Raw genomic sequence first — 22306 nt, 5'->3', positions numbered from 1 at the left:
AACACTCGACTGGGAAACCCCAGCCGAGCGCCTGCATAAACTGCTCGCGGCCTGATCAACCAACCACGTGTTGCAACGACCCCTGGAATCCGCCCCCATCCCCAGGGGCTCCGCCCCTTCGGCCCCTTCGGGGCTCTGCCCGGGCCCCGTTCGGGGACCGCGGCCCCCGGACCCCCGCTCCTCACACGCCGGAGGGGCTGAAGCAATGCTGGCGCCGCGTCTCAGACCGCCCGGGCCGCGCCCCCGCCCCCGCTGGTGTCGTCGTCCTCCGGGAGCTTGCACACGCGCTCCAGGAAGAAGGCGGCCGCTATCACTCCGATGCCCGCCACGACGGAGAACCCGGCGTAGATGGCCTGGTCGCGGCGGGCCGGGATCTCCAGGGACTCCAGGAGGAACACGCCCGTGCCGCCGTACATGCCGGCGACCAGGGCCGCGACCAGGGCGCTCGCGTGCCCGAAGACGACCGCTCGGGCCGCGACCAGCGGGTCCACGCCCCGCGCGCCGGGACGCCGCTCGCGCTGGGCCTTCAGACGGGAGCGCAGGGACAGCGCCGTGGCGAGGAGGACGACGGCGATCAGGGCGAGCACGATGGGCGCGGCCAGCGGGACGCGGGGCAGTGTGCCCACCGCGTTCCACAGCCGGGCTCCGGCCCAGGACAGCACTCCTGCCACCACGAACACCGCGGCCAGCGTCCTGATGCGCAGCTCTCTCACAATGCCCCTTCGACGAGCCAGTGGTCCTTGCGGGCCGGGGACGATCCCGGCCCGGTAGACCTTAACGACTACTCGGGCAGCTGGAGTTCCAGGTCCGCGCGGGGGGCGACGCCCTCCTGGGCGACGTCCGCGAGGAGCTGGGCGACCGAACCGCGGCCCGGCAGCTGGGCCTCGGGCTCCACGTCGTGCCAGGGCGCGAGGACGAAGGCCCGCTCGTGCGCGCGGGGGTGCGGAAGGGTCAGTACGGGATCGTCGGAGACCTCGTCGGCGTAGGACACGATGTCCACGTCAATGGTGCGCGGTCCCCACCGCTCGCTGCGGACACGGTGGAAGGCCTCCTCGACCGCGTGCGCCCGCTCCAGGAGCGAGGACGGGGGCAGCGTCGTCTTCAGGACCACGACCGCGTTGAAGTACGTGGGCTGGCTGCCGGGCGCGACGCCCCACGGCTCCGTCTCGTAGACCGGGGAGACCGCCTTGACCCGTACGCCCGGGGTGTCCTCCAGGGCGTCGATGGCGCCCTGGAGGGTCTCGAGGCGGTTGCCCAGGTTGGAGCCGAGGGAGAGCACGGCCCGCTGGGGGTTGTGCAGGGTCGTGTCGGCGGCGTCCACCTTCTCGACGACCGAGGTGGGCACCGGCTGCACGGTCGGGTCGCTCTGACTCTCGGTGAAGAAGGCGGTCATGCTCGGCTCCGGGTGATGGTGACGGTCACGTCGTCGAAGGGGACCGTGATCGGCGCCTGCGGCTTGTGGACGCAGACCTCGACCTCCTGGACCCCCTCGTGCTTCAGACACACCTGGGCGATGCGCTCGGCCAGCGTCTCTATGAGGTCGACGGGCTCGCCCTCGACGACGGCCACGACCTCCTCCGCCACGATGCCGTAGTGCACGGTCTTCGCCAGGTCGTCGTCGGCCGCGGCCGGTCGGGTGTCCAGGCCCAGCGTCAGGTCCACGACGAAGGTCTGGCCCTCCTCGCGCTCCTTCTGGAACACACCGTGGTGCCCACGGGCCCTCAGGCCGCGCAGCGCGACACGATCCACGCGAATCACTCCTGCAGTCGTCGGTCCCGGCCGGTGCGTACCGCTTGCGGACGGTGCGCCGGCCACCTTCGAATCTACCTGCGGGCACTGACAGCCTTCGGCCACGGGGAGCCGGGATCCGCACCCGACGGGCACAGTTCACCGGGCGTTTCCCCGACGCGGCACGGCGGCTCACAGGCCGAACACCGCGCCTACCCAGGGTCCCGCCACTCGAATCACTCCACGGCCCTCACCAGGCGCCTACCCACTCAGGGGGTTGTGTCCTCGTCGTCCTCACCGCCGGATTCGGTCAGGACGGGGGAGGCGTGGTGCGACCACAGCTTCCAGCCGTCCGCGGTGCGCCGGAACACGTTCGTGGCGACGACCAGCTGGCCCACGAGCGGGCCCAGCTCGCCGCCGCCCTCGGGAGCCGGACCGCCGCTGAGGATGTTCTCCGTGCAGGTCACCAGGGCCGTGTCGCCGGTGACGGACACATGGACGTCGGTGAGGAAGAACTGGATGTACTCGGTGTTCGCCATGATGAGCGCGTAGGACCTCAGCACCTCGCCGCGACCGGTGAGGACCGGCCAGCCGGGGTGGACGCAGGAGATCACACCGGTGTCCGCCGGGTCGTGGTACGTCTCGTCGACGCCCAGGTCCGCGGGGGTCAGCCAGAGGGAGGAGACCTCCTCGAAGTCGCCGCGCTCCAGGGCCTCGTAGAAGGCCGTGTTGGCGAGTTCGACCTGTTCGACGTCGGTGTGGGGCGCGCTCACAGCTCCCGGGCCCCTTCTACGGCCCTGGCCACGCGGACGGCGTCGGCGGTGGCCCGCACCTCGTGGACGCGGACCGCCCAGGCGCCCTGGTGGGCCGCCAGGGCGGAGACGGCGGCGGTGGCGGCGTCGCGTTCCCGGGCCGGCGGCGGGGCGCCCTCGGGGCCGGCGAGGACACGGCCGAGAAACCTCTTGCGTGAGGCGGCGACGAGCAGGGGGTGGCCGAGGCCGAGCAGGCGGTCGAGGGCGGCGAGGAGGGCGAGGTCGTGTTCGGCGTCCTTGGAGAATCCGAGACCCGGGTCGACGACGATCCTGTCGGGGGCGATACCACCGTCCAGAACGGCCTCCACGCGCGCGTGCAGCTCGTCGCGCACTTCACGGACCACGTCCGCGTACACGCCCTTGACGTTGCCGCCCTCCAGGAAGCCGCGCCAGTGCATGACCACGAAGGGGGCGCCCGCGGCGGCGACGACCGGGATCATCGCGGGGTCGGCGAGGCCGCCGCTGACGTCGTTGACCAGTGCGGCGCCCGCCGCGAGGGCCTGCTCGGCGACGGTGGCGCGCATGGTGTCGACGGAGACGACGACGCCCTCGGAGGCCAGTCCTCGGACGACGGGGATGACGCGCCGGAGCTCCTCCGCCTCGTCCACGCGCGTGGCGCCCGGGCGGGTCGACTCGCCGCCGACATCGACGAGGTCGGCACCCTCGTCGACGAGGTGGAGGCCGTGCTTGACCGCGGCGGTGGTGTCGAACCAGCGGCCGCCGTCGGAGAACGAGTCCGGAGTGACGTTGACGACGCCCATGACCGCGCAGCGGTCCCATGCGGGCAGTCCTGCCACGTGGTCGCGGCCGCTCTTCATGTTCATGCGTCCAGCCTAGGCCTCCGGCGCGGTGCCGGGTTCTTCGCGCGGAGTGCCCGGGCACCTCTGGCCCATCGGGTCAGCGCGCCAGTATCAGGCTCATCGCCTCGGCACGGGTCGTAGCGTCACGGAGCTGTCCGCGCACGGCCGACGTCGTGGTCTTCGCACCCGGCTTGCGGATGCCGCGCACCGACATGCACATGTGCTCGGCCTCGATCACGACGATCGCGCCACGGGCCTCGAGGATCTTCATGAGGGAGTCGGCGATCTGGGTCGTGAGCCGTTCCTGCACCTGCAGGCGACGGGCGAACACCTCGACCAGCCGCGCCAGCTTGGAGAGACCCGTGATCTTGCCGTTTTCGGACGGGATGTACCCGATGTGAGCTACGCCGTGGAAGGGCAGCATGTGATGTTCACACAAAGATACGATTTCGATGTCCTTGACCAGGACCATCTCGTCGTGACCGATGTCGAACGTGGTCGTCAGGACGTGCTCGGGTTCCTGCGTATGTCCCGCCAGGAGTTCCCGGTAAGCCCGCGCCACCCGCGCGGGCGTCTCCCGCAACCCCTCCCGGTCCGGGTCCTCCCCGACCGCGATCAGCAGCTCGCGTACGGCGTTCTCGGCGCGCTTCTCGTCGAACTCGCCGATCGCGCCTTCACCGTCCAGCGTCACGGGGTCGGTCATCTGGTGCCTCGTTTTCCTCTGGCTTCGACGTGTACTGATCACGTCACATGTGCGGGCATACGAAAATGCCGCGCCCCCCAGGCTAGAACCTGGGGGGCGCGGCCATTCATTCCGGGCCCGTCGGCCGAAAACCGTCGGAGTCTCAGCTCTCCGGGCGGTCCTCCGGTGCGGCCTCCTTGGCGGGGACGGACTCCGCGGTGCCGGTGATCGCCGGCGTCGCGCCGTTCACCCCGTTCGTCAGCGCGAGCTCCTTCGGGGAGAGCACCGGCGGGCGGGTGGAGGGCGTACGGCGGGAGGAGCCGGTCCACGCGGGCCGCGGCGGGCGCTTGACGATGGGGGCGAAGATCTCGGCGATCTCCTCCTTGCCCAGCGTCTCCCTCTCCAGCAGCGCGAGGACCAGGTTGTCGAGGACGTCACGGTTCTCGACGAGGATCTCCCAGGCCTCGTTGTGCGCGGTCTCGATGAGCTTCTTGACCTCTTCGTCGACGAGCGCGGCGACCTCTTCCGAGTAGTCGCGCTGGTGAGCCATCTCACGGCCGAGGAACGGCTCGGTGTTGTCGCCGCCGAACTTGATCGCGCCGAGACGCTCGGTCATGCCGTACTGCGTGACCATCGCGCGGGCCGTGGCCGTGGCCTTCTCGATGTCGTTCGCGGCACCCGTCGTCGGGTCGTGGAAGACCAGCTCCTCGGCCGCGCGGCCGCCCAGCATGTAGGCCAGCTGGTCGAGCATCTCGTTGCGCGTGGTCGAGTACTTGTCCTCGTCCGGGAGCACCATCGTGTAGCCGAGGGCGCGGCCTCTCGACAGGATCGTGATCTTGTGGACCGGATCGGAGTTCGGTGAGGCCGCCGCGACCAGGGCGTGTCCGCCCTCGTGGTACGCGGTGATCTTCTTCTCCTTGTCCGACATGATCCGGGTCCGCTTCTGCGGGCCCGCCACGACGCGGTCGATGGCCTCGTCCAGCATCTGGTTGTCGATCAGCTTCTTGTCGCTGCGGGCCGTGAGGAGCGCGGCCTCGTTCAGGACGTTGGACAGATCGGCACCCGTGAAGCCGGGCGTGCGGCGGGCGACCGCCGACAGGTCGACGTCCGGGGCGACCGGCTTGCCCTTCTGGTGGACCTTGAGGATCTCCAGACGGCCCTGCATGTCCGGGCGGTCGACCGCGATCTGGCGGTCGAAGCGGCCGGGGCGCAGGAGGGCCGGGTCGAGGATGTCGGGCCGGTTGGTGGCGGCGATCAGGATGACGCCGCCCTTCACGTCGAAGCCGTCCATCTCGACGAGCAGCTGGTTCAGGGTCTGCTCGCGCTCGTCGTGACCGCCGCCGAGGCCGGCGCCGCGGTGGCGGCCGACCGCGTCGATCTCGTCGACGAAGACGATCGCCGGGGCGTTCGCCTTGGCCTGCTCGAAGAGGTCGCGGACACGGGAGGCACCGACACCGACGAACATCTCGACGAAGTCGGAACCGGAGATCGAGTAGAAGGGGACGCCCGCCTCACCCGCGACGGCGCGCGCGAGCAGCGTCTTGCCCGTACCGGGCGGGCCGTAGAGCAGCACGCCCTTGGGGATCTTCGCCCCGACCGCCTGGAACTTGGCGGGCTCCTGGAGGAACTCCTTGATCTCCTGGAGTTCCTCGACCGCCTCGTCCGAGCCCGCGACGTCCGAGAACGTCGTCTTGGGGGTGTCCTTGGTGATGAGCTTCGCCTTGGACTTCCCGAAGTTCATCACCCGGGAGCCGCCGCCCTGCATCTGGTTCATCAGGAACAGGAAAACGACCACGATGAGGACGAAGGGGAGCAGCGAGAGCAGGATGCCGACGAACGGGTTCTGCTTCGAGGGCGAGACCGTGTAGCCGTCCTCGATCTGCTTGGTCTGGTACTTCTCCTGCAGCGTGGTGGCGAGGCTCACGCCCTGGTCACCGATGTAGCTCGCCTGGATCTTCGAGCTGCCCTCGACCTTTTCACCGCTCTTGAGCTCGACCTTGATGATCTGCTCGTCGCCGGTGGTCAGCTTGGCCGACTTGACCTTGTCCTGGTTGATCGCCTGGACGACCTGGCCGGTGTCCACCGTCTTGTAGCCGCCGGACGAGCCGACGACCTGCATCAACACGACCACGGCAAGGACGGCCAGCACGATCCACATGACCGGCCCACGGAAGTATCGCTTCACGTCCATCCATACGGAGCGGTGGCGCCCCGTCCCTCCTGCCATAGTGAGTTTGATAAAGGCTGTTCTTCGGACGGTACCCCAGCATTGTCACCCAACGCCGCGTGGGCGGCTGACAATCCCGTCTCTGCATGCTCCAACGGCGCGAGAGCCGCTGGGGTTCCCGAGCGTTCCACGGAGGCTTGCCGCCCTCGTGACAAGGGCGTTTCAGCCGCCGTAAACGTGAGGCGCGAGCGTACCGACGAACGGGAGATTGCGGTACTTCTCGGCGTAGTCGAGGCCGTATCCCACGACAAACTCGTTGGGAATGTCGAATCCGACCCACTCCACGTCGATCGCGACCTTGGCCGCCTCCGGCTTGCGCAGCAGGGTGCACACCTTCAGCGAGGCCGGCTCCCGGGATCCGAGGTTGGAGATCAGCCAGGAGAGGGTCAGCCCCGAGTCGATGATGTCCTCGACGATCAGGACGTGCCTGCCCTTGATGTCGGTGTCGAGGTCCTTGAGGATCCGCACCACACCGGAGGACTGGGTGCCCGCGCCGTACGAGGAGACGGCCATCCAGTCCATGGTGAGGGGGGTGGACAGCGCCCGGGCGAGGTCCGCCATGACCATCACCGCGCCCTTGAGGACGCCCACGATCAGCAGGTCCTTGCCCGCGTACTCCGCGTCGATCTTCGCGGCCAGCTCGGCCAGCTTGGCGTCGATCTCTTCCTTGGTGATGAGTACCTGCTTGAGGTCGGCACCCATGTCTTTCGCGTCCACCCGCATCACTTTCGGTCGTCCCACCGGCTGAACGGCCCCTCCCCGGAGGGGGAACCCCTGCACCTCCTGAAGGAAGTGTGTTTGTCAGCCTTGCCGAATCACCAGTCTGCCACCCTGCCGGCGGACGACGACTTTGCCCGGGAGATTGATGGCTCCCTGGCCGCGCCAGCCGGTGATCAGCCGGTCGACCTCCTCGATGTGACGGGCGAACAGCGACCCGGCCGGAGCCCCGGCCTCGATGGCGGCACGGCGCAGGACGCGACGGCGGACGGCGACGGGCAGCGCGTACAGCCTGGCGCACTCCAGGAGGCCCGCCGCGTCGCGTACGGACGCCTCCGCCTCGCGGGCCCAGGCGTCGAGGGCGTCGGCGTCGTCACGCGCCAGCCGGGCGGTGCGGGCGAGCGCTTCCACGACGCCCTTGCCGAGCGCCTTCTCCAGGGCGGGCAGGCCCTCGTGACGCAGGCGGGAGCGGGTGTAGGCGGGGTCGGTGTTGTGCGGGTCGTCCCAGACGGGCAGGGACTGGACCATGCAGGCCTTGCGGGCGGTCTGCCGGTCGATCAGGAGGAAGGGGCGGCGGTAACGGCCGCCGGCCCCCGAGACCGCGGCCATACCGGACAGGGAGCGGATACCGGAGCCGCGGGCGAGGCCGAGCAGAACCGTCTCGGCCTGGTCGTCGCGGGTGTGGCCGAGCAGGACGGCGGTGGCGCCGTGGCGTTCGGCGGCGGCGTCCAGGGCGGCGTAGCGGGCGTCACGGGCGGCGGCTTCGGGGCCGCCGTCGCGCCCGACCGTCACGGCGACGGACTCGACCGGGTCCAGGCCGAGCTCCCGCAGGCGCAGGACGACCTCGGCGGCACGCAGGTCGGAGCCGGACTGCAGGGCGTGGTCGATGGTGATGCCGCCGGCGCGGATGCCGAGTCTGGGGGCTTCGAAGGCGAGGGCGGACGCGAGCGCCATGGAGTCGGCGCCGCCGGAGCAGGCCACGAGCACGAGCGGCGGTGGTGCGGGGACGTCACGGTCCGAAGGCGGCTGTGCGTCGCCGGCGGTGACAGGCAGGACGTCGCCGGCGGTGACAGGCAGGACGTCGCCGGCCGGGACGTCGGCAGGCACGACGTCGGCAGGCATGGCGTCGGGACGCGCGGTGTGGGGGTGTGCCGGTGCGCCGGTCCCTGCGGGGGGCCCGCCGGGGCGGAGGGCGGGTACGGCGCGGGCGGTGTCGGTGTGGAGTTCGGTGAGGAGGTCGTGGAGTACGCGGCGGACCGCCAGGCGTATCGCCGCGACCGCAGGATGGGGACCCATGTCCGGTTCCCTTCATGAAGTTGTCGGGGGGTGAGCCCGAAGCCGGTCACTCAGAGTGTGTAGATGGTGACAGAAACGGGCCGTGCCCCGAGCATTGCACGCCTGCGCAGCGCTCACGCTCCCTCGGACGGGTGATTGCGGGGGCGTTTGCCTGCCGTCGGCCGGATTCGTGTCACGCCGTCCCCACTGGCCTCACGCTTCCGACTTCCGGTGCACCCGCGCGACCCAGTCCGCCGGTTTGGCGATCTCCGCCTTGGTCGGCAGGGTGTTCGGCGAGGTCCACACGCGGTTGAAGCCCTCCATGCCGACCTGTTCGACGACGGACCGTACGAACCGTTCGCCGTCCTTGTACTGCCTGAGTTTGGCGTCCAGACCCAGCAGCTTGCGCAGGGCGAGGTCCAGGCGCGAGGCCCCGCGGGCGCGGCGCTGCTGGAACTTCTCGCGGATCTCGCCCACGGACGGCACGACGTCGGGGCCCACGCCGTCCATCACGAAGTCGGCGTGGCCCTCAAGGAGGGACATCACCGCGGTGAGGCGGCCGAGGATCTCGCGCTGCGCGGGCGTCTGGACGAGTTCCACGAGGGACCGCGACTCGTCGCCCTCCTCGCCCTCGGGGCGTCCGCCGGCGAGCGACTGGGCGGCCTCCCGGATGCGCTCCAGGACGGTCATGGGGTCGACCTCGGTCTCCCCCAGGAAGGACTGGATCTCACCCTCCAGGTGGTCACGCAGCCAGGGCACCGCGGTGAACTGCGTGCGGTGCGTCTCCTCGTGCAGGCACACCCAGAGACGGAAGTCGTGGGGCTCGACGTCGAGTTCCCGCTCCACGTGGACGATGTTCGGGGCGACGAGGAGCAGCCGGCCGCCGCCGTTCTCGTTCGCCGGGAGCTCCCGGGTCGCGGGGGCGAAGGTCTCGTACTGGCCGAGGACGCGGGAGGCGAGGAACGACAGCAGCATGCCGAGCTCCACGCCGGTGACCTTGCCGCCGACGGCGCCCAGCACCGCGCCGCCGGGGCTGCCGCTGCGACGTTCCTGCATCTTGTCCAGCAGCGGTTTGAGGAGTTCCCGGAACCCGGCGACGTTCGCCCGGACCCAGCCCGGGCGGTCGACGACGAGGACAGGGGTGTCGTGGGCCCCCTCGGTGCCCATACGGGTGAAGCCCCGGACGTGTTCCTCCGAGGACCTGGCGTGTCGGCGCAGCTCCGCGACGACGGCCCTGGCCTCGTCGCGGCTCACCTCGGGGCCCGGCCGTACGAGCCGGGTCGCGGTCGCCACCGCGAGATTCCAGTCGACCATCTCGGCACCACCGATGCGCGTCATGAATCAACCGTACGGGAGCGCTGCCGCTGGGGGCAGGCCGTGGAGAGGTGGGTGAGGGGTGCTGCGGTTCTCTAGTGCGGGTTGTCGGTGGCTTGTCGCGCAGTTCCCCGCGCCCCTATGTGGGTGGGGCCGCCGGTTTGAAACCGCGGGTCGTTCGTGGCTGGTCGCGCAGTTCCCCGCGCCCCTGAGAGCCGCGCGGGAGCCGCGCGATGTCACGGCCCCGCGCCCCTTGGGGCGTCCGGCCCCCTACCGGCAGCCGCACGTCGCCAGGGCCGAGGCTGCGGTGTCCAGGGCCTTCTGGGCGCCCGTGGGGTCCACCGTGTCCGTGGCCAGGAAGGCGAAGGCCAGGAGGCGGCCGTCGGTGTCCACGACCGTGCCCGCGAGGGTGTTCACGCCGGTCAGGGTGCCCGTCTTGGCTCGTACGACGCCTGTGCCGGGTACGTCGCCGGCGTAGCGGGTGCGGAGGGTGCCCGTGAAGCCGGCCACGGGGAGGCCGGTGACGATCGAGCGGAGCTCGGGGTGGGACGGGGAGGCCGCCTTGGCGAGGAGGGCGGTGAGGAGGTGGGCGGTCAGGCGGTCGTCGCGGTTCAGGCCGCTGCCGTCGGCGAAGCGGGCGCCGTCCAGGGGGAGGCCGAGTTCGTCCAGGGCCGCGTGGATCGCCGCTTCGGCGCCCTCGAAGCTCGCCGGCTCGCCCACAGCGAGTGCCGTCTGGCGGGCGAGGGCCTCGGCGATGTCGTTGTCGCTGTTGGTCAGCATGCGTTCGACCAGGGTGGACAGGGGCGGGGACTCGACGGTGGCGAGGGAGCCGGCGTTGTCGGCGGCCTTCACGGGGGCGGCGAGCGTCGTGCTGATGCCCTCGTCCGCCAGCAGTTCCGCGAACGCCTTCGCCGCGTCCGCCGCCGGGTCCGCCCCGCGGTCCGCGGGGCCGCTGGAGGAGTCGTCGAGGCGGGCCTCGTCGACCATCAGGGCGCTGACGGGCGCGAGGTTGGAGTTCACCCCGATGGGGTGCAGGGCGGGTCCGCTGTAGAGCGAGGTGTCGTACGCGACCGCCACCTCGTTCACCTGGCGCTTCTTGAGGGCGGTCGCCGTCTCGGCGGCGAGGGTGCGCAGGGACGCGTAGCCGCCCGCGTCCTTGTGGGCGGTCAGGGTCGGGTCACCGCCGCCGACCAGGACGACCTCCTTGGCGTCGGGCTGGAGGACGGTCCGCGTCTGGATTCGGTGGTCGGGGCCGGCCGCGGAGAGCGCCGCGGCCGCGGTGGCGATCTTCGTGGTGGAGGCGGGGGTGAGGGCCTCGTCCGCGCCGAGGCCGTAGAGCGTCTTCCCTGTCGTGACGTCGACGACGGCGGCCGTACGGCCTGAACCCAGCGCGGGGGCGCGCAGGAGGGGGTTGAGGACGTCGGCGAGCGCCTGCTCCGTGGGCGCGGGCACCGAGCCGCCGAGGCCCGTCAGTACCGAGGCCGCGCTCGGCGCCGGCTTGGGCGCCCCCGGTGCCGTACCGGAACCGGGTCCGTGATCTGCGCCACCCTCCCGATCACGCGATGCCGCCCAGTCCCGCTCGGCCGTACGCTGACCCGAGGAGTCCCAGGGACCGGCCGCGGCCACCGCTCCGGCCGACAGGGCCAGGCCGAACGCGGCCGCACCGGCGGTGAGCTGGAGGGTCGTGAGCTTCATGGAGCGCGTCGCGACGGCTCGGGTGGCGTGCACGACCGCTCGCGTGCCGCGTACGACGTGCGGTTTCGCGGCGCGCGCGAGCCGCACCGCATGCGGCCTCGCGGTCCGCCAGCCCTTCGGCTCCGGCACTACCACCAGCCCCTTTCGCGATCACGTAGCTGCGTGAGGGACACTTAACCACCAGAACTATGTGTTGATCATGGAGGAGCCACCGGTGGAGTTCGACGTCACGATCGAGATCCCGAAGGGTTCGCGCAACAAGTACGAGGTGGACCACGAGACCGGTCGGATCCGCCTGGACCGTCGTCTCTTCACCTCGACCGCCTACCCGACCGACTACGGCTTCGTCGAGAACACCCTCGGCGAGGACGGCGACCCGCTGGACGCGCTGGTCATCCTGGACGAGCCGACCTTCCCGGGCTGCCTCATCAAGTGCCGTGCGATCGGCATGTTCCGGATGACGGACGAGGCCGGCGGCGACGACAAGCTGCTGTGCGTGCCGGCGACCGACCCGCGTGTGGAGCACCTCCGTGACATCCACCACGTGTCGGAGTTCGACCGCCTGGAGATCCAGCACTTCTTCGAGGTCTACAAGGACCTGGAGCCCGGCAAGTCCGTCGAGGGCGCCAACTGGGTGGGCCGCCAGGACGCCGAGATCGAGATCGAGCGGTCGTACAAGCGCTTCAAGGAGCAGGGCGGGCACTGACGCCCCGGGAGTTTTCCGAACGGGCCGGCCGACCCCCTGTCGGGGAGCGGGCGGCCCGTTCGTGTGCCGGGCCCTGGCCGGCACACGTGTGGGCCGGGCGAATACCGGTACGCATACTGAGGCGGGTGGGGTCACCGCCGGAAGCTGAGCACCACGGGGCAGGCGGGGACGCCGGTACTCAGAAAGGAGGGCGTCCGCGGGAGCGGCGCCGGAGAAAGGCGTCAGAAGGGGGCGCGTCGGTGACGTACGTGGAGGACCGTAAGCCGCGGTCGGACGCGGCACGTAGTGGGTTCGGGCGGCCGGCGGGGGACGTGGCGGTCGACGGGGAGTCGCAGATCACGTCCGAGTTCGCGATTCCCATGGGGCTGGACGTGGCGCCCGTGGCCGAGCCCGAGTCTCACACGACCTCGGAGTTCGTGGTCCCGGAGGGGCTGGCGCCGCCACAGCAGCCGGCCGCCGAGCCGGAGGGGTCCGCGTTCAGCCCGCCGAGCACCTACAGCTCCCGGCACGCCCCGGCCGCCTTCACCCCGCCCTCCGGGGTCCCCGTGGTCAGACTGACCAAGGAGCTGCCCTGGCAGGACCGGATGCGCACGATGCTGCGCATGCCGGTGGCCGAGCGGCCCGCTCCCGAACCCGTGCACAAGGAGGACGAGTCGGGGCCCGCCATCCCGCGCGTGCTCGACCTCACCCTCCGCATCGGGGAGTTGCTGCTCGCCGGTGGTGAGGGCGCGGAGGACGTGGAGGCGGCGATGTTCGCCGTCTGCCGGTCGTACGGGCTCGACCGGTGCGAGCCGAACGTCACGTTCACGCTGCTGTCGATCTCGTACCAGCCGTCCCTGGTGGACGACCCGGTGACCGCGTCACGGACCGTGCGCCGCCGGGCCACCGACTACACGCGGCTCGCGGCCGTCTACCGGCTCGTGGACGACCTGAGCGACCCGGAGACCGCGTTCTCGCTGGAGGAGGCCTACCGGCGGCTCGCGGAGATCCGGCGCAACCGGCACCCGTACCCGGGCTGGGTGCTGACCGGCGCCGCCGGGCTGCTCGCGGGCGCGGCCTCGGTCCTGGTCGGCGGTGACGTGATCGTGTTCGTCGCGGCCGCGCTGGGCGCGATGCTCGGCGACCGGCTGGCGTGGCTGTGCGCGGGGCGCGGGCTGCCGGAGTTCTACCAGTTCATCATGGCCGCGATGCCTCCGGCCGCGATCGGGATCGCGCTCACGCTCGCCGAGGTGGACGTGAAGGCGTCCGCGGTGATCACCGGTGGGCTGTTCGCGCTGCTGCCGGGACGGGCCCTGGTGGCGGGCGTGCAGGACGGGCTGACCGGCTTCTACATCACGGCGTCAGCGCGGCTCCTGGAGGTCATGTACCTGTACGTCGGCATCGTCGTCGGCGTGCTGCTGGTGCTCTACTTCGGCGTGCAGGTGGGCGCCGAGCTGAGTCCGGACGCGGCGCTGGCGGGCGCCGGCGAGCGGCCCTACTGGCAGACCGGCGCCGCCATGCTCCTCGCGCTCACGTTCGCGGTGCTGCTCCAGCAGGAACGGTCCACCGTGCTACTGGTGACGCTCAACGGGGGCGTGGCGTGGGTCGTGTACGGCGCGATGCACTACACGGGCGGGATCTCGCCGGTGGCCTCCACGGCCGTCGCCGCGGGGCTCGTGGGGCTGTTCGGGCAGTTGCTGTCCCGGTACCGGTTCGCTTCCGCGTTGCCGTACACGACGGCGGCGATCGGGCCCCTGTTGCCGGGTTCCGCCACGTACTTCGGGTTGCTCGCGTTCGCCCAGAACGACGTGGACGCGGGTGTGGTGAACCTGACGAAGGCCGCGGCGCTCGCGATGGCCATCGCGATCGGGGTGAACCTGGGGTCGGAGATCTCGCGGTTGTTCCTGCGGATCGGGTCCCCCGAGGGGCGCAGGGCCGCCAAGCGAACCCGAGGGTTCTGAGCGGGGCGCCTACGAGCTCGGTTCAATTCCGTGTGTACGGCGACTGCGGGTTTGTTGTGGTTTGTCGCGCCCACGCGGCGGAGCCGCATATCGATACAGCCCCGCGCCCCTTGGGGGCGCGGGGTTGCCGTGGGGCAGTCAGTTCTGCCGGTAGTTCTTGCCGTACGGGCCCTGCTGGTACTGCTGCGGGTACTGCTGGCCCTGCTGGTAGCCGTACGGGTCCTGGGGCTGGTTGCCGTACGGGTCCTGGGGCTGGTTGCCGTACGGGTCCTGGGGCTGGTTGCCGTACGGCTGCTGGGGCTGCTGGTTGCCGTACGGCTGCTGGGGCTGCTGAGTCGGCTGTACGCGCCGCAGCTGGGTCGTCGCGTCGTCCATCATCGGGTGGGGCGGGGTCTGCTGCTGGGCCGGGGGCTGGTTCTTCCTGGCCTTACGGGCCTTCAGGAACTCGAAGACGATGGGAAGGACCGAGAGCAGGACGATCAGGATCAGGATCGCCTCGATGTTCTTGCGGACGAAGCCGATGCTGCCGAGCCAGGAGCCGAGCAGGGTGACGCCCGCGCCCCACAGGATGCCCCCGACGATGTTGAACGTCAGGAACGAGCGGTACCGCATGCCGCTGACCCCGGCGATGATCGGCGTGAACGTGCGCACGATGGGCACGAAGCGGGCCAGGACCAGGGACTTCGGGCCGTACTTCTCGAAGAACTCGTGGGCCTTGGTGACGTTCTCCTGCTTGAACAGGCGTGAGTCCGGGCGCTTGAACAGCGCCGGGCCCACCTTCTTGCCGAACATGTAGCCCGCCTGGTCGCCGAGGATGGCGGCGACGCAGATCAGCACGATGGCCAGCCACAGCGGGAAGTCCAGCGTCTTGGCCGTGATCAGCATGCCCGCGGTGAACAGCAGCGAGTCGCCGGGCAGGAAGAAGCCGATGAGCAGGCCCGACTCGGCGAACACGATCAGGAGCAGGCCCCAGATGCCGAACGTGTCGAGCAGGTAGTTCGGATCCAACCAGCTTGGTCCGAGGGCGAGCGTCTCCACGTTCCGGGCTCCTGTGGGGTGTCTGAGGGGGGTGCAGCGTACGGCTGACCAAAGCTATCAACGTAGCGGCACCCCGCCAGGTTCCACCGTCGCCTCCAGGATGCGCTGTGCTCCCGCTGGGAGAAAGCTCTGAACCATGGGCATGATCGCACCGGAGCAGCCGACCGCGGGAGGTCCGGACGGGGGTGAGGGGCGCTCCCCCGGACGGGCGCCCCTCACCGCACGGATGTGTCAGCTCTCGTGCCGGGCCGCGTTGGCCAGGATGGCCTCCTTGAGGTGCTCGGCGAGCCCCGGGCGCATCGCGTCGTAGAACGCCTTGAAGCGCTCGTCGGCCACGTACATCTCGGCCAGGCAGCGGTGCATCTCGTACGGGCACTCGTAGTACCACGTGCCGATGTGCCGCCTGTGTTCCTCGGCCAGGGCCATGGCCCGTTCACCGGCGGGCGGCTCGCCCTCGGCCATCAGCGCCGTGTAGCGCTCGCTCCAGTCGTTCGCCTCGGCCTGCAGGCGCTTCCAGTCCTCCTTGGTGTACGAGGCGGCGCGGCGCTGCGACTCGGCGTACGCCTCGGTGCCGCCCCAGCGCTGCTCCGCCTCCTCGGCGTACTGCTCCGGGTCCTTGTCCCCGAAGACCTCGAACCGCTCCTCGGGCGTGAGGTTGATTCCCATCCTGCGTGCCTCCATGGCCTGCTCCACGGCCGCGGCCATCTTCTGCAGCTTCTCGATCCGGGCGGTCAGCAGCTCGTGCTGGCGGCGCAGGTGCGCGCGCGGGTCCACGTCCGGGTCGTCGAGAAGCGCCGCGACCTCGTCGAGCGGGAAGCCGAGCTCCCGGTAGAACAGGATCCGCTGCAGCCGGTCGAGGTCGGCGTCGCTGTAACGCCGGTGGCCCGCGTGGCTGCGCTCGCTCGGTGCGAGCAGGCCGATGTCGTCGTAGTGGTGCAGGGTGCGCACCGTGACCCCGGCGAAACCGGCGACCTGTCCCACGGAGTAGCCCATCGGCTTCCGCTCCCTCCTTCTTCTCGGTACGCGTTTCAGACTGAGTCCTCACGTCGCGTGAGGTGCAAGTCCGATGCGCCGGGCCTACCGTCGATTCCATGCCACTGCACCGAGGTGACACCGCGGCCGGGGACGGCGCGCGCACGCTGGCCGTGAACCCTTTCTACGGGGAGGCGAACCCCCTCGGCGGCATGGCCGAGGCGCCGCCCACGCACCGGCTCCCGGACGCGCCGGTGGCCCCTTCGACGGCGTACCAGCTGGTCCACGACGAGCTCATGCTCGACGGGAACGCGCGGCTGAACCTGGCCACCTTCGTCACCACCTGGATGGAGCCGCAGGCCGGTGTCCTGATGGCCGAGTGCCGGGACAAGAACATGATCGACAAGGACGAGTACCCGCGCACGGCCGAACTGGAGCGGCGGTGTGTGGCGATGCTCGCCGACCTGTGGAACGCGCCCGACCCGGGGGCGGCCGTGGGCTGTTCGACGACCGGGTCGAGCGAGGCGTGCATGCTGGCCGGGATGGCGCTGAAGCGGCGGTGGGCGAAGCGCAACGCCGACCGGTACCCCTCGAAGGAGGCGCGCCCGAACCTCGTCATGGGCGTCAACGTGCAGGTGTGCTGGGAGAAGTTCTGCGCCTTCTGGGAGGTGGAGGCCCGTCAGGTGCCCATGGAGGGCGACCGGTTCCACCTCGATCCGCGGGCCGCGGCCGAGCAGTGCGACGAGAACACGATCGGGGTCGTCGGCATCCTGGGGTCGACCTTCGACGGGTCGTACGAGCCGATCGCCGAGCTGTGCGCGGCGCTGGACGAGCTCCAGGAACGTACGGGACTGGATGTGCCCGTCCATGTCGACGGCGCCTCGGGGGCCATGGTCGCGCCGTTCCTCGACGAGGACCTGGTATGGGACTTCCGGCTGCCGCGGGTGGCGTCCATCAACACCTCGGGGCACAAGTACGGGCTCGTCTATCCGGGCGTGGGGTGGGCGCTGTGGCGCTCGGCCGCCGAACTGCCGGAGGAACTCGTCTTCCGGGTCAACTACCTGGGTGGCGACATGCCCACGTTCGCGCTGAACTTCTCGCGGCCGGGCGCCCAGGTGGTCGCGCAGTACTACACGTTCCTGCGGCTGGGCCGCGAGGGCTACCGGGCGGTGCAGCAGACCGCGCGGGACGTGGCGCGGGGCCTCGCGGACCGGATCGGGGCGATGGGCGACTTCCGGCTCCTCACCCGCGGCGACGAGCTGCCCGTGTTCGCCTTCACGACCGCGCCGGACGTCACCGCGTACGACGTCTTCGACGTGTCCCGGCGGCTGCGCGAGCGCGGCTGGCTGGTTCCCGCGTACACCTTCCCGGCGAACCGCGAGGACCTGTCGGTGCTGCGGGTGGTCTGCCGCAACGGCTTCTCCGCCGACCTGGCCGAGCTGCTCGTGGAGGACCTGGGCCGTCTGCTGCCCGAGCTGCGCCGCCAGCCGAACCCGCTGACCCACGACAGGGGCGCGGTCACCGGCTTCCACCACTGAGCCGTCCCTCAGCGATCGTCCTCCGGGTGCCGCTCCCCCGTCGCGTACGGGTTCTTCTCGCCTTCCCTCAGGACGCCGACGAACGGCTCGCCCTCGCCGGCGAACGTGTAGGCGCCGCTCTCGATGCGGGCGATGAGGCCACGGGTCCACTCGGCGCCCGTGTCGGCGGAGTGGACCCAGAAGTTCATGATCTCGCCGATGTGACCGATCGACTCGGGGCCCGCCTCGGGCGTGTAGTACTCCGTGACGGACTTCCGCCACTCCTCGATGCTCCGCACCCGCTCCGCGAGCAGCCGCAGCACCTCGGCACGCTCCAGGTCGACCATGCAGCCGAGCGCGGTGGACAGGACGTCCGGCTTCTGGTCGTACGCCGTGAGGGAGGCCCGGAGCAGACTGAAGTACTCCTCGTCTCCCGCCTCCGTGATCTCGTACTCGGTGCGGGGCGGCCCGCCGGCCGTGGAGGGCGCCGTCTCGTGCGCGTGGAGCAGGCCCTGTTTCGCCATCTGTTTCAGGGCGTGGTAGATCGAGCCGGGCTTGGCGTTGGACCACTCGTGCGCGCCCCAGTACTCCAGGTCGTTGCGCACCTGGTAACCGTGGGCCCGCCCGTGCTGACGGACCGCGCCGAGCACGAGGAGACGGATCGCTGACATGGGGCCAGCGTAGAACCGGCCTCGTCAGCCGGCCTCAGAAGGGGAAGAAACTCCGCCCGTGCTGGACCGAGATCCACTTGTGGGTGGTGAACGCGTCGACGGTCGTCTCGCCGTTCAGGCGGCCGACGCCGGAGGACTTCTCGCCGCCGAAGGGGACGATCGGCTCGTCGTGGACGGTGCCGTCGTTCACGTGGAACATGCCGGTGTCGATCCGCTTGGCGAACGCGACGCCCCGCTCGACGTCCCCGGTGTGCACGGCGCCGCTCAGGCCGTAGGGGGTGTCGTTGACGATGCGGACGGCGTCCTCCTCGCCGTCGAACGGGATGAGGAACGCGACCGGGCCGAACACCTCCTGCCTCAGGAGGGGCGAGTCGTGGGGGACGTCCTTGAGGACGGAGGGCTCGACCAGGTTGTCCCTGGTCGAGCCGTGCAGGAGTGCGGTGGCGCCCTCGGCGATGGCCTGCTCGACGGTGCCCGAGACGGAGTCCGCCTGCGAGGAGTTGATGACCGGGCCGATGACCGTCTGCGGGTCGCGCGGGTCGCCGGTCTTCAGTGTGCTGACCTTGGCGACGAACTTCTCGGTGAACTCGGCCTCGACGGAGCGGTCCACCAGGATGCGGTTGGCGGCCATGCAGACCTGGCCCTGGTGGACGTACCGGCTGAAGACGGCCGCGTCGACCGCGTAGTCGATGTCGGCGTCGTCGAGGACCACCAGCGCGCTGTTGCCGCCGAGTTCGAGGATCGAGCGCTTGAAGTGCGAGGCGCAGACGGTGGCGACGTGACGGCCGACCTTGTCGGAGCCGGTGAAGGAGATGACCTTCGGGACGGGGTGCTCGATGAAGGCGTCGCCGATCTCCGCGATGTCGGTGACCACGACGTTGAGCAGACCGGCTGGCAGGCCCGCGTCCTCGAGGATCTTCGCGACCAGCGTGCCGCCGCAGATCGGCGTGTTCTGGTGGGGCTTGAGGACGACCGCGTTGCCGAGGGCGAGGGCGGGGGCCACGGACTTCAGCGACAGCAGGAACGGGAAGTTGAAGGGGCTGATGACGCCGACGACGCCCACCGGCACGCGGTAGAGGCGGTTCTCCTTGCCCTCGGTCGGGGAGGGGATGATGCGGCCCTCGGGGCGCAGCGCCAGGTGGATCGACTCGCGGAGGAACTCCTTGGCCAGGTGGAGTTCGAAGCCTGCCTTCAGGTGCGTGCCGCCGAGCTCGGCGATGATCACCTCGGTGATCTCCTGCTCGCGCTCATCGACCAGGCGGAGGGCCTTCTCGAACACGGCGCGGCGCGCGTACGGGTTGGTCTCGGCCCACGCCTTCTGGGCGGCGGCGGCCGCCTGGTAGGCCTCGTCGACCTCGTCGACCGTGGCTATCGTGATCGACGCGAGCTTCTCGCCGTCGTACGGGTTGAAGTCGATGATGTCCCAGGAGCCGGTGCCCTGGCGCCACTCACCACCGATGTACTGCTGAGCAAGATCGGTGAAGTAGGACGACATGTGATCCCTCAATCCCTTGCAGCCGAGGCGGACAGCCCGATCCCGTCGCGTCGATCACGTCTCGATGTGATCACGGGTCATCGTACTGGCGTTTCAAGGGAGTTGGAGAGCAACTCCAGAGACGCTGTGAAGACTCACAGCCATGTTGTGAAGAGTTCAGGACAGCCGAGGAACTCAGGACAGCCGAAGAACTCAGGACAGCTGGAGCAGCCCGCGCAGCAGGTCGCGGCTCTCCGCCGGTGACGGGCTGTCCTGCTGGAGCTGCCGCAGCGCCGTCTCGTACTGGGCGACGTCCTCGCGCTTGTCCAGGTACAGCGCGCTGGTGAGCTGCTCCAGGTAGACGACGTCGGAGAGGTCGGACTCGGGGAAGCTGAGCACCGTGAAGGCCCCGCTCTCGCCGGAGTGCCCGCCGAAGCTGAACGGCATGACCTGGAGCCGCACGTTCGGCCGCTCCGAGACGTCGATGAGGTGCTGGAGCTGTCCGCGCATCACCTCGCGGTCGCCGTACGGCCGGCGCAGCGCGGCCTCGTCGAGGACGCAGTGGAACTCGGGCGCGTTCTCCGCGACCAGGTACTTCTGGCGCTCCATGCGCAGCGCCACGCGCTTTTCGATCTCCGCGTCGCTGCCGCCCCTCATGCCTCTGGCGACGACCGCGTGCGCGTACGCCTCGGTCTGCAACAGGCCGTGCACGAACTGGACCTCGTACGACCGGATGAGGTGGGCCGCGCCCTCCAGGCCGACGTAGGTGGGGAACCAGCTGGGCAGGACGTCGGAGTAACTGTGCCACCAGCCCGCGACGTTGGCCTCCTTGGCGAGGGAGAGGAGGGACTCGCGCTCCTGCTCGTCCGTCACCCCGTAGAGCGTCAGCAGGTCTTCGACGTCACGCGCCTTGAAGCTCACTCGCCCCAGCTCCATACGGCTGATTTTCGACTCCGACGCCCTGATGGAGTAACCGGCCTTCTCACGCGTGATCCCCTGCGCCTCGCGCAACCGCCTGAGATGGGAGCCCAGCAGCATTCGCCTCACCACCGACCCACTTGATTCACCGGCGCCCACGTTCGTCAGCCTCCCCAAGGTCCTCAGGGGCCGAAGTCTGCCACTAAACCACTCCGATCCGCACTCGTGCGGTTACAGAAAGGGAAAGTCTCAGAAGGTGGACCACAGGGGAAGAGCAGTCAGGACCCAACAAGAGGGAAGAAGGTGGCGGAAGAAATAACCGGGAAGCGGTACGTCCAGGTCCATTTCGGGCACGTGCACGTGCATCTGCCCTTGCATCTGCCTTACGCATCAGAAACCATGGTCCCGCGCCACCGCTGCATCGCAACGACCGCGAACACCCGGGAGTGCCTCGCATGGGGACGAATGGATCGACCATGCTCGAACCCTTACGGCAGGGACTTCCCCCTCTCGATCCCTCCACCGTGTCCAATGCCGCGTCCTGCGCCCTGCCCGCCCGCTACGAAGCGGTGCGTGAGGCACGGCGGTTCACCCGCGGCACCCTCGGCCAGTGGGAGGTCGGCGACCGCTTCGACGACGTCTGCCTCGTGGTCTCCGAACTCGTCACCAACGCGCTGCGGCACGGGCTGCCCGCGGACACCCCGCGCGCCCCGGCCCAGGAGCCGCCGGTGCGGCTGCACTTGATGCGGTGGACCGAGCGGCTGGTGTGCGCGGTGCGTGATCCGAGTCATGACACCCCTGTGGCGCGCGAGACGGACGACTTCTCGGCCGAGTCGGGGCGGGGCCTGTTCCTGGTCGACTCCTTCGCCGACAGCTGGGGCTGGCACCCACTGGCGGGCGCGTTCAGCGGCAAGGTGGTCTGGGCGCTGTTCCGGCTGCGCACGGAGCCGCTGGGCCCGCTGGCCGAACTGGCCGACTGACGAACCGCGGCGCTTTCCCACGCCGCGGTTCTACGCGCGTTACGGCCCGCAAAGAGGACGTAACCCCACGTAATCCCTCAGCCGCCGACCAGGTGGTCGAACTCCCCGTCCTTGACGCCGAGAAGCATCGCCTCTATCTCGGCGCGCGTGTAGACGAGCGCGGGACCGTCGGGGAACCGTGAGTTCCGCACGGCCACCTCCCCTCCGGGCAGGCGGGCGAACTCCACGCAGGAACCCTGCGAGTTGCTGTGCCGGCTCTTCTGCCAGGCCACCCCGTGCAGCTCCTTCGCTGCCATGCCGTTGTACACGTCGTCCACGCCGTACACGTCGCGGTCCACAGGTCGCTCCCCGGGTGGTGCATTGGCTGATGTGACCCCTGATGCAGTGGTCAACTGCTTCGGATCATAGCTGCGTTCACGTGCCTATGCATGAGCGGATGCACGCGCAGATGCACGTGCACGCGGGGTACTCCTGCGACTACACCTTTTACGGTCGGAAGGTTGCCCGCGCACCAACTGAGACGCACGACAGGGCAATCCTGTTCCATTCCTCCTGCGGGTCGGCATGCGGGCAGGTCAGGAGGGGCCGGCGGAGGGCTAACGCGACGAGGACGAGTACGGCAGCAGGGCCATCTCGCGGGCGTTCTTGATCGCGCGGGCCAGTTGCCGTTGCTGCTGGGCCGTCACCCGGGTGACACGGCGGCTGCGGATCTTGCCACGGTCGGAGATGAACTTCCGCAGCAGGTCCGTGTCCTTGTAGTCGATGTACGTGATCCCGGCCTGGTCCAGAGGGTTCGGGCGGGACTTGGCGGGCTTGCGGTCGAGACGGCGGGCCATGGTA

Annotated in this window: 22 protein-coding genes; 4 read left to right on the top strand and 18 right to left on the bottom strand. The window is 70.1% G+C overall.

The features are described from left to right. Positions 1-221: 221 nt before the first annotated feature. The 11 genes from ACZ49J_RS38980 to dacB all read right to left on the bottom strand — a co-directional run bounded on the left by ACZ49J_RS38980 (position 222) and on the right by dacB (position 11385). On the bottom strand, positions 222-713 hold the full coding sequence (locus ACZ49J_RS38980; protein ID WP_467455583.1) for a DUF3180 domain-containing protein: 492 nt from the start codon (positions 711-713) through the stop codon (positions 222-224). 68 nt (positions 714-781) lie between these two features. Further along, positions 782-1393 (bottom strand): 2-amino-4-hydroxy-6-hydroxymethyldihydropteridine diphosphokinase, encoded by a 612-nt coding sequence (gene folK, locus ACZ49J_RS38975; RefSeq protein WP_467455584.1) that lies wholly within the window; start codon positions 1391-1393, stop codon positions 782-784. Next, a complete protein-coding gene (folB, locus tag ACZ49J_RS38970; protein WP_467455585.1) occupies positions 1390-1749 on the bottom strand; it encodes a dihydroneopterin aldolase in 360 nt (119 codons plus the stop codon). Before folB ends, folK begins: the two co-directional genes overlap by 4 nt. Before the next feature lie 248 nt (positions 1750-1997). Continuing rightward, positions 1998-2501, bottom strand: coding sequence for a nuclear transport factor 2 family protein (locus tag ACZ49J_RS38965; protein WP_467455587.1), 504 nt, complete (start codon positions 2499-2501; stop codon positions 1998-2000). Further along, complete coding sequence (gene folP / locus ACZ49J_RS38960; protein ID WP_467455588.1) at positions 2498-3364, bottom strand: dihydropteroate synthase; 867 nt, start codon at positions 3362-3364, stop codon at positions 2498-2500. The genes ACZ49J_RS38965 and folP overlap by 4 nt, the downstream gene beginning before the upstream one ends. A gap of 73 nt (positions 3365-3437) precedes the next feature. Continuing rightward, positions 3438-4043, bottom strand: coding sequence for a GTP cyclohydrolase I FolE (folE, locus tag ACZ49J_RS38955; RefSeq protein ID WP_467455589.1), 606 nt, complete (start codon positions 4041-4043; stop codon positions 3438-3440). A 142-nt stretch (positions 4044-4185) separates the two neighbouring features. Beyond that, positions 4186-6213 carry an ATP-dependent zinc metalloprotease FtsH gene (ftsH, locus tag ACZ49J_RS38950; protein WP_467455721.1) on the bottom strand — a complete coding sequence of 676 codons (2028 nt, stop codon included), beginning with the start codon at positions 6211-6213 and terminating at the stop codon, positions 4186-4188. Between the two features lie 198 nt (positions 6214-6411). Further along, a complete protein-coding gene (hpt, locus tag ACZ49J_RS38945; protein ID WP_467455722.1) occupies positions 6412-6972 on the bottom strand; it encodes a hypoxanthine phosphoribosyltransferase in 561 nt (186 codons plus the stop codon). Positions 6973-7050: 78 nt separating this feature from the next. Then, positions 7051-8262 (bottom strand): tRNA lysidine(34) synthetase TilS, encoded by a 1212-nt coding sequence (gene tilS / locus ACZ49J_RS38940; protein ID WP_467455590.1) that lies wholly within the window; start codon positions 8260-8262, stop codon positions 7051-7053. Positions 8263-8454: 192 nt separating this feature from the next. Then, a complete protein-coding gene (locus ACZ49J_RS38935; RefSeq protein ID WP_467455591.1) occupies positions 8455-9579 on the bottom strand; it encodes a zinc-dependent metalloprotease in 1125 nt (374 codons plus the stop codon). A gap of 246 nt (positions 9580-9825) precedes the next feature. Next, on the bottom strand, positions 9826-11385 hold the full coding sequence (gene dacB, locus ACZ49J_RS38930) for a D-alanyl-D-alanine carboxypeptidase/D-alanyl-D-alanine endopeptidase (RefSeq protein ID WP_467455593.1): 1560 nt from the start codon (positions 11383-11385) through the stop codon (positions 9826-9828). 79 nt (positions 11386-11464) lie between these two features. Here dacB and ACZ49J_RS38925 point away from each other — a divergent pair, with 79 nt between their 5' ends. After that, complete coding sequence (locus ACZ49J_RS38925) at positions 11465-11956, top strand: inorganic diphosphatase (RefSeq protein ID WP_217207198.1); 492 nt, start codon at positions 11465-11467, stop codon at positions 11954-11956. Positions 11957-12195: 239 nt separating this feature from the next. Beyond that, positions 12196-13896, top strand: coding sequence for a threonine/serine exporter family protein (locus ACZ49J_RS38920; protein ID WP_467455594.1), 1701 nt, complete (start codon positions 12196-12198; stop codon positions 13894-13896). Positions 13897-14034: 138 nt separating this feature from the next. On the opposite strand, the gene ACZ49J_RS38915 is transcribed toward ACZ49J_RS38920, so the two are convergent. Both ACZ49J_RS38915 and ACZ49J_RS38910 read right to left on the bottom strand, forming a co-directional pair. Beyond that, positions 14035-14934 carry a DedA family protein gene (locus ACZ49J_RS38915; protein WP_467455595.1) on the bottom strand — a complete coding sequence of 300 codons (900 nt, stop codon included), beginning with the start codon at positions 14932-14934 and terminating at the stop codon, positions 14035-14037. A gap of 231 nt (positions 14935-15165) precedes the next feature. Next, positions 15166-15927 carry a MerR family transcriptional regulator gene (locus ACZ49J_RS38910; protein WP_467455596.1) on the bottom strand — a complete coding sequence of 254 codons (762 nt, stop codon included), beginning with the start codon at positions 15925-15927 and terminating at the stop codon, positions 15166-15168. Between the two features lie 98 nt (positions 15928-16025). Here ACZ49J_RS38910 and ACZ49J_RS38905 point away from each other — a divergent pair, with 98 nt between their 5' ends. Next, positions 16026-17444, top strand: coding sequence for a glutamate decarboxylase (locus ACZ49J_RS38905; protein ID WP_467455597.1), 1419 nt, complete (start codon positions 16026-16028; stop codon positions 17442-17444). A gap of 8 nt (positions 17445-17452) precedes the next feature. Here ACZ49J_RS38905 and ACZ49J_RS38900 read toward each other — a convergent pair whose 3' ends face one another. The 3 genes from ACZ49J_RS38900 to ACZ49J_RS38890 form a co-directional block, all read right to left on the bottom strand. Continuing rightward, positions 17453-18094: a PadR family transcriptional regulator gene (locus tag ACZ49J_RS38900; protein WP_467455598.1), complete on the bottom strand. Its 642-nt coding sequence runs from the start codon at positions 18092-18094 to the stop codon at positions 17453-17455. Positions 18095-18128: 34 nt separating this feature from the next. Further along, positions 18129-19589 carry an aldehyde dehydrogenase family protein gene (locus ACZ49J_RS38895; protein WP_467455599.1) on the bottom strand — a complete coding sequence of 487 codons (1461 nt, stop codon included), beginning with the start codon at positions 19587-19589 and terminating at the stop codon, positions 18129-18131. A 192-nt stretch (positions 19590-19781) separates the two neighbouring features. Next, on the bottom strand, positions 19782-20606 hold the full coding sequence (locus ACZ49J_RS38890) for a helix-turn-helix domain-containing protein (protein ID WP_467455600.1): 825 nt from the start codon (positions 20604-20606) through the stop codon (positions 19782-19784). A 335-nt stretch (positions 20607-20941) separates the two neighbouring features. Between ACZ49J_RS38890 and ACZ49J_RS38885 the strand changes: the two genes are divergently transcribed. After that, positions 20942-21466, top strand: a complete 525-nt coding sequence (locus ACZ49J_RS38885; protein ID WP_467455601.1) for an ATP-binding protein — start codon at positions 20942-20944, stop codon at positions 21464-21466. 77 nt (positions 21467-21543) lie between these two features. On the opposite strand, the gene ACZ49J_RS38880 is transcribed toward ACZ49J_RS38885, so the two are convergent. Next, positions 21544-21804 carry a DUF397 domain-containing protein gene (locus tag ACZ49J_RS38880; protein WP_467455602.1) on the bottom strand — a complete coding sequence of 87 codons (261 nt, stop codon included), beginning with the start codon at positions 21802-21804 and terminating at the stop codon, positions 21544-21546. Positions 21805-22062: 258 nt separating this feature from the next. Further along, a complete protein-coding gene (gene rpsR, locus ACZ49J_RS38875; protein ID WP_467455603.1) occupies positions 22063-22302 on the bottom strand; it encodes a 30S ribosomal protein S18 in 240 nt (79 codons plus the stop codon). Positions 22303-22306: the final 4 nt, after the last annotated feature.

Source organism: Streptomyces sp. NPDC030840 (assembly GCF_055572015.1).
The sequence above is the reverse complement of the archived record's forward strand: the minus strand, read 5'-3'. Positions and strand labels throughout refer to the sequence as shown.

What these genes read in the sequence shown, in the direction of transcription:
- folK (WP_467455584.1), bottom strand. Translation starts at nt 1,393, where the DNA reads ATGACCGCCTTCTTCACCGAGAGTCAGAGCGACCCGACCGTGCAGCCG.
- ACZ49J_RS38910 (WP_467455596.1), bottom strand. Translation starts at nt 15,927, where the DNA reads ATGGGCTACTCCGTGGGACAGGTCGCCGGTTTCGCCGGGGTCACGGTG.
- ACZ49J_RS38935 (WP_467455591.1), bottom strand. Translation starts at nt 9,579, where the DNA reads ATGACGCGCATCGGTGGTGCCGAGATGGTCGACTGGAATCTCGCGGTG.
- ftsH (WP_467455721.1), bottom strand. Translation starts at nt 6,213, where the DNA reads ATGGACGTGAAGCGATACTTCCGTGGGCCGGTCATGTGGATCGTGCTG.
- ACZ49J_RS38890 (WP_467455600.1), bottom strand. Translation starts at nt 20,606, where the DNA reads ATGCTGCTGGGCTCCCATCTCAGGCGGTTGCGCGAGGCGCAGGGGATC.
- tilS (WP_467455590.1), bottom strand. Translation starts at nt 8,262, where the DNA reads ATGGGTCCCCATCCTGCGGTCGCGGCGATACGCCTGGCGGTCCGCCGC.
- ACZ49J_RS38885 (WP_467455601.1), top strand. Translation starts at nt 20,942, where the DNA reads ATGGGGACGAATGGATCGACCATGCTCGAACCCTTACGGCAGGGACTT.
- hpt (WP_467455722.1), bottom strand. Translation starts at nt 6,972, where the DNA reads ATGCGGGTGGACGCGAAAGACATGGGTGCCGACCTCAAGCAGGTACTC.
- ACZ49J_RS38905 (WP_467455597.1), top strand. Translation starts at nt 16,026, where the DNA reads ATGCCACTGCACCGAGGTGACACCGCGGCCGGGGACGGCGCGCGCACG.
- folE (WP_467455589.1), bottom strand. Translation starts at nt 4,043, where the DNA reads ATGACCGACCCCGTGACGCTGGACGGTGAAGGCGCGATCGGCGAGTTC.
- rpsR (WP_467455603.1), bottom strand. Translation starts at nt 22,302, where the DNA reads ATGGCCCGCCGTCTCGACCGCAAGCCCGCCAAGTCCCGCCCGAACCCT.
- ACZ49J_RS38895 (WP_467455599.1), bottom strand. Translation starts at nt 19,589, where the DNA reads ATGTCGTCCTACTTCACCGATCTTGCTCAGCAGTACATCGGTGGTGAG.
- folP (WP_467455588.1), bottom strand. Translation starts at nt 3,364, where the DNA reads ATGAACATGAAGAGCGGCCGCGACCACGTGGCAGGACTGCCCGCATGG.
- ACZ49J_RS38900 (WP_467455598.1), bottom strand. Translation starts at nt 18,094, where the DNA reads ATGTCAGCGATCCGTCTCCTCGTGCTCGGCGCGGTCCGTCAGCACGGG.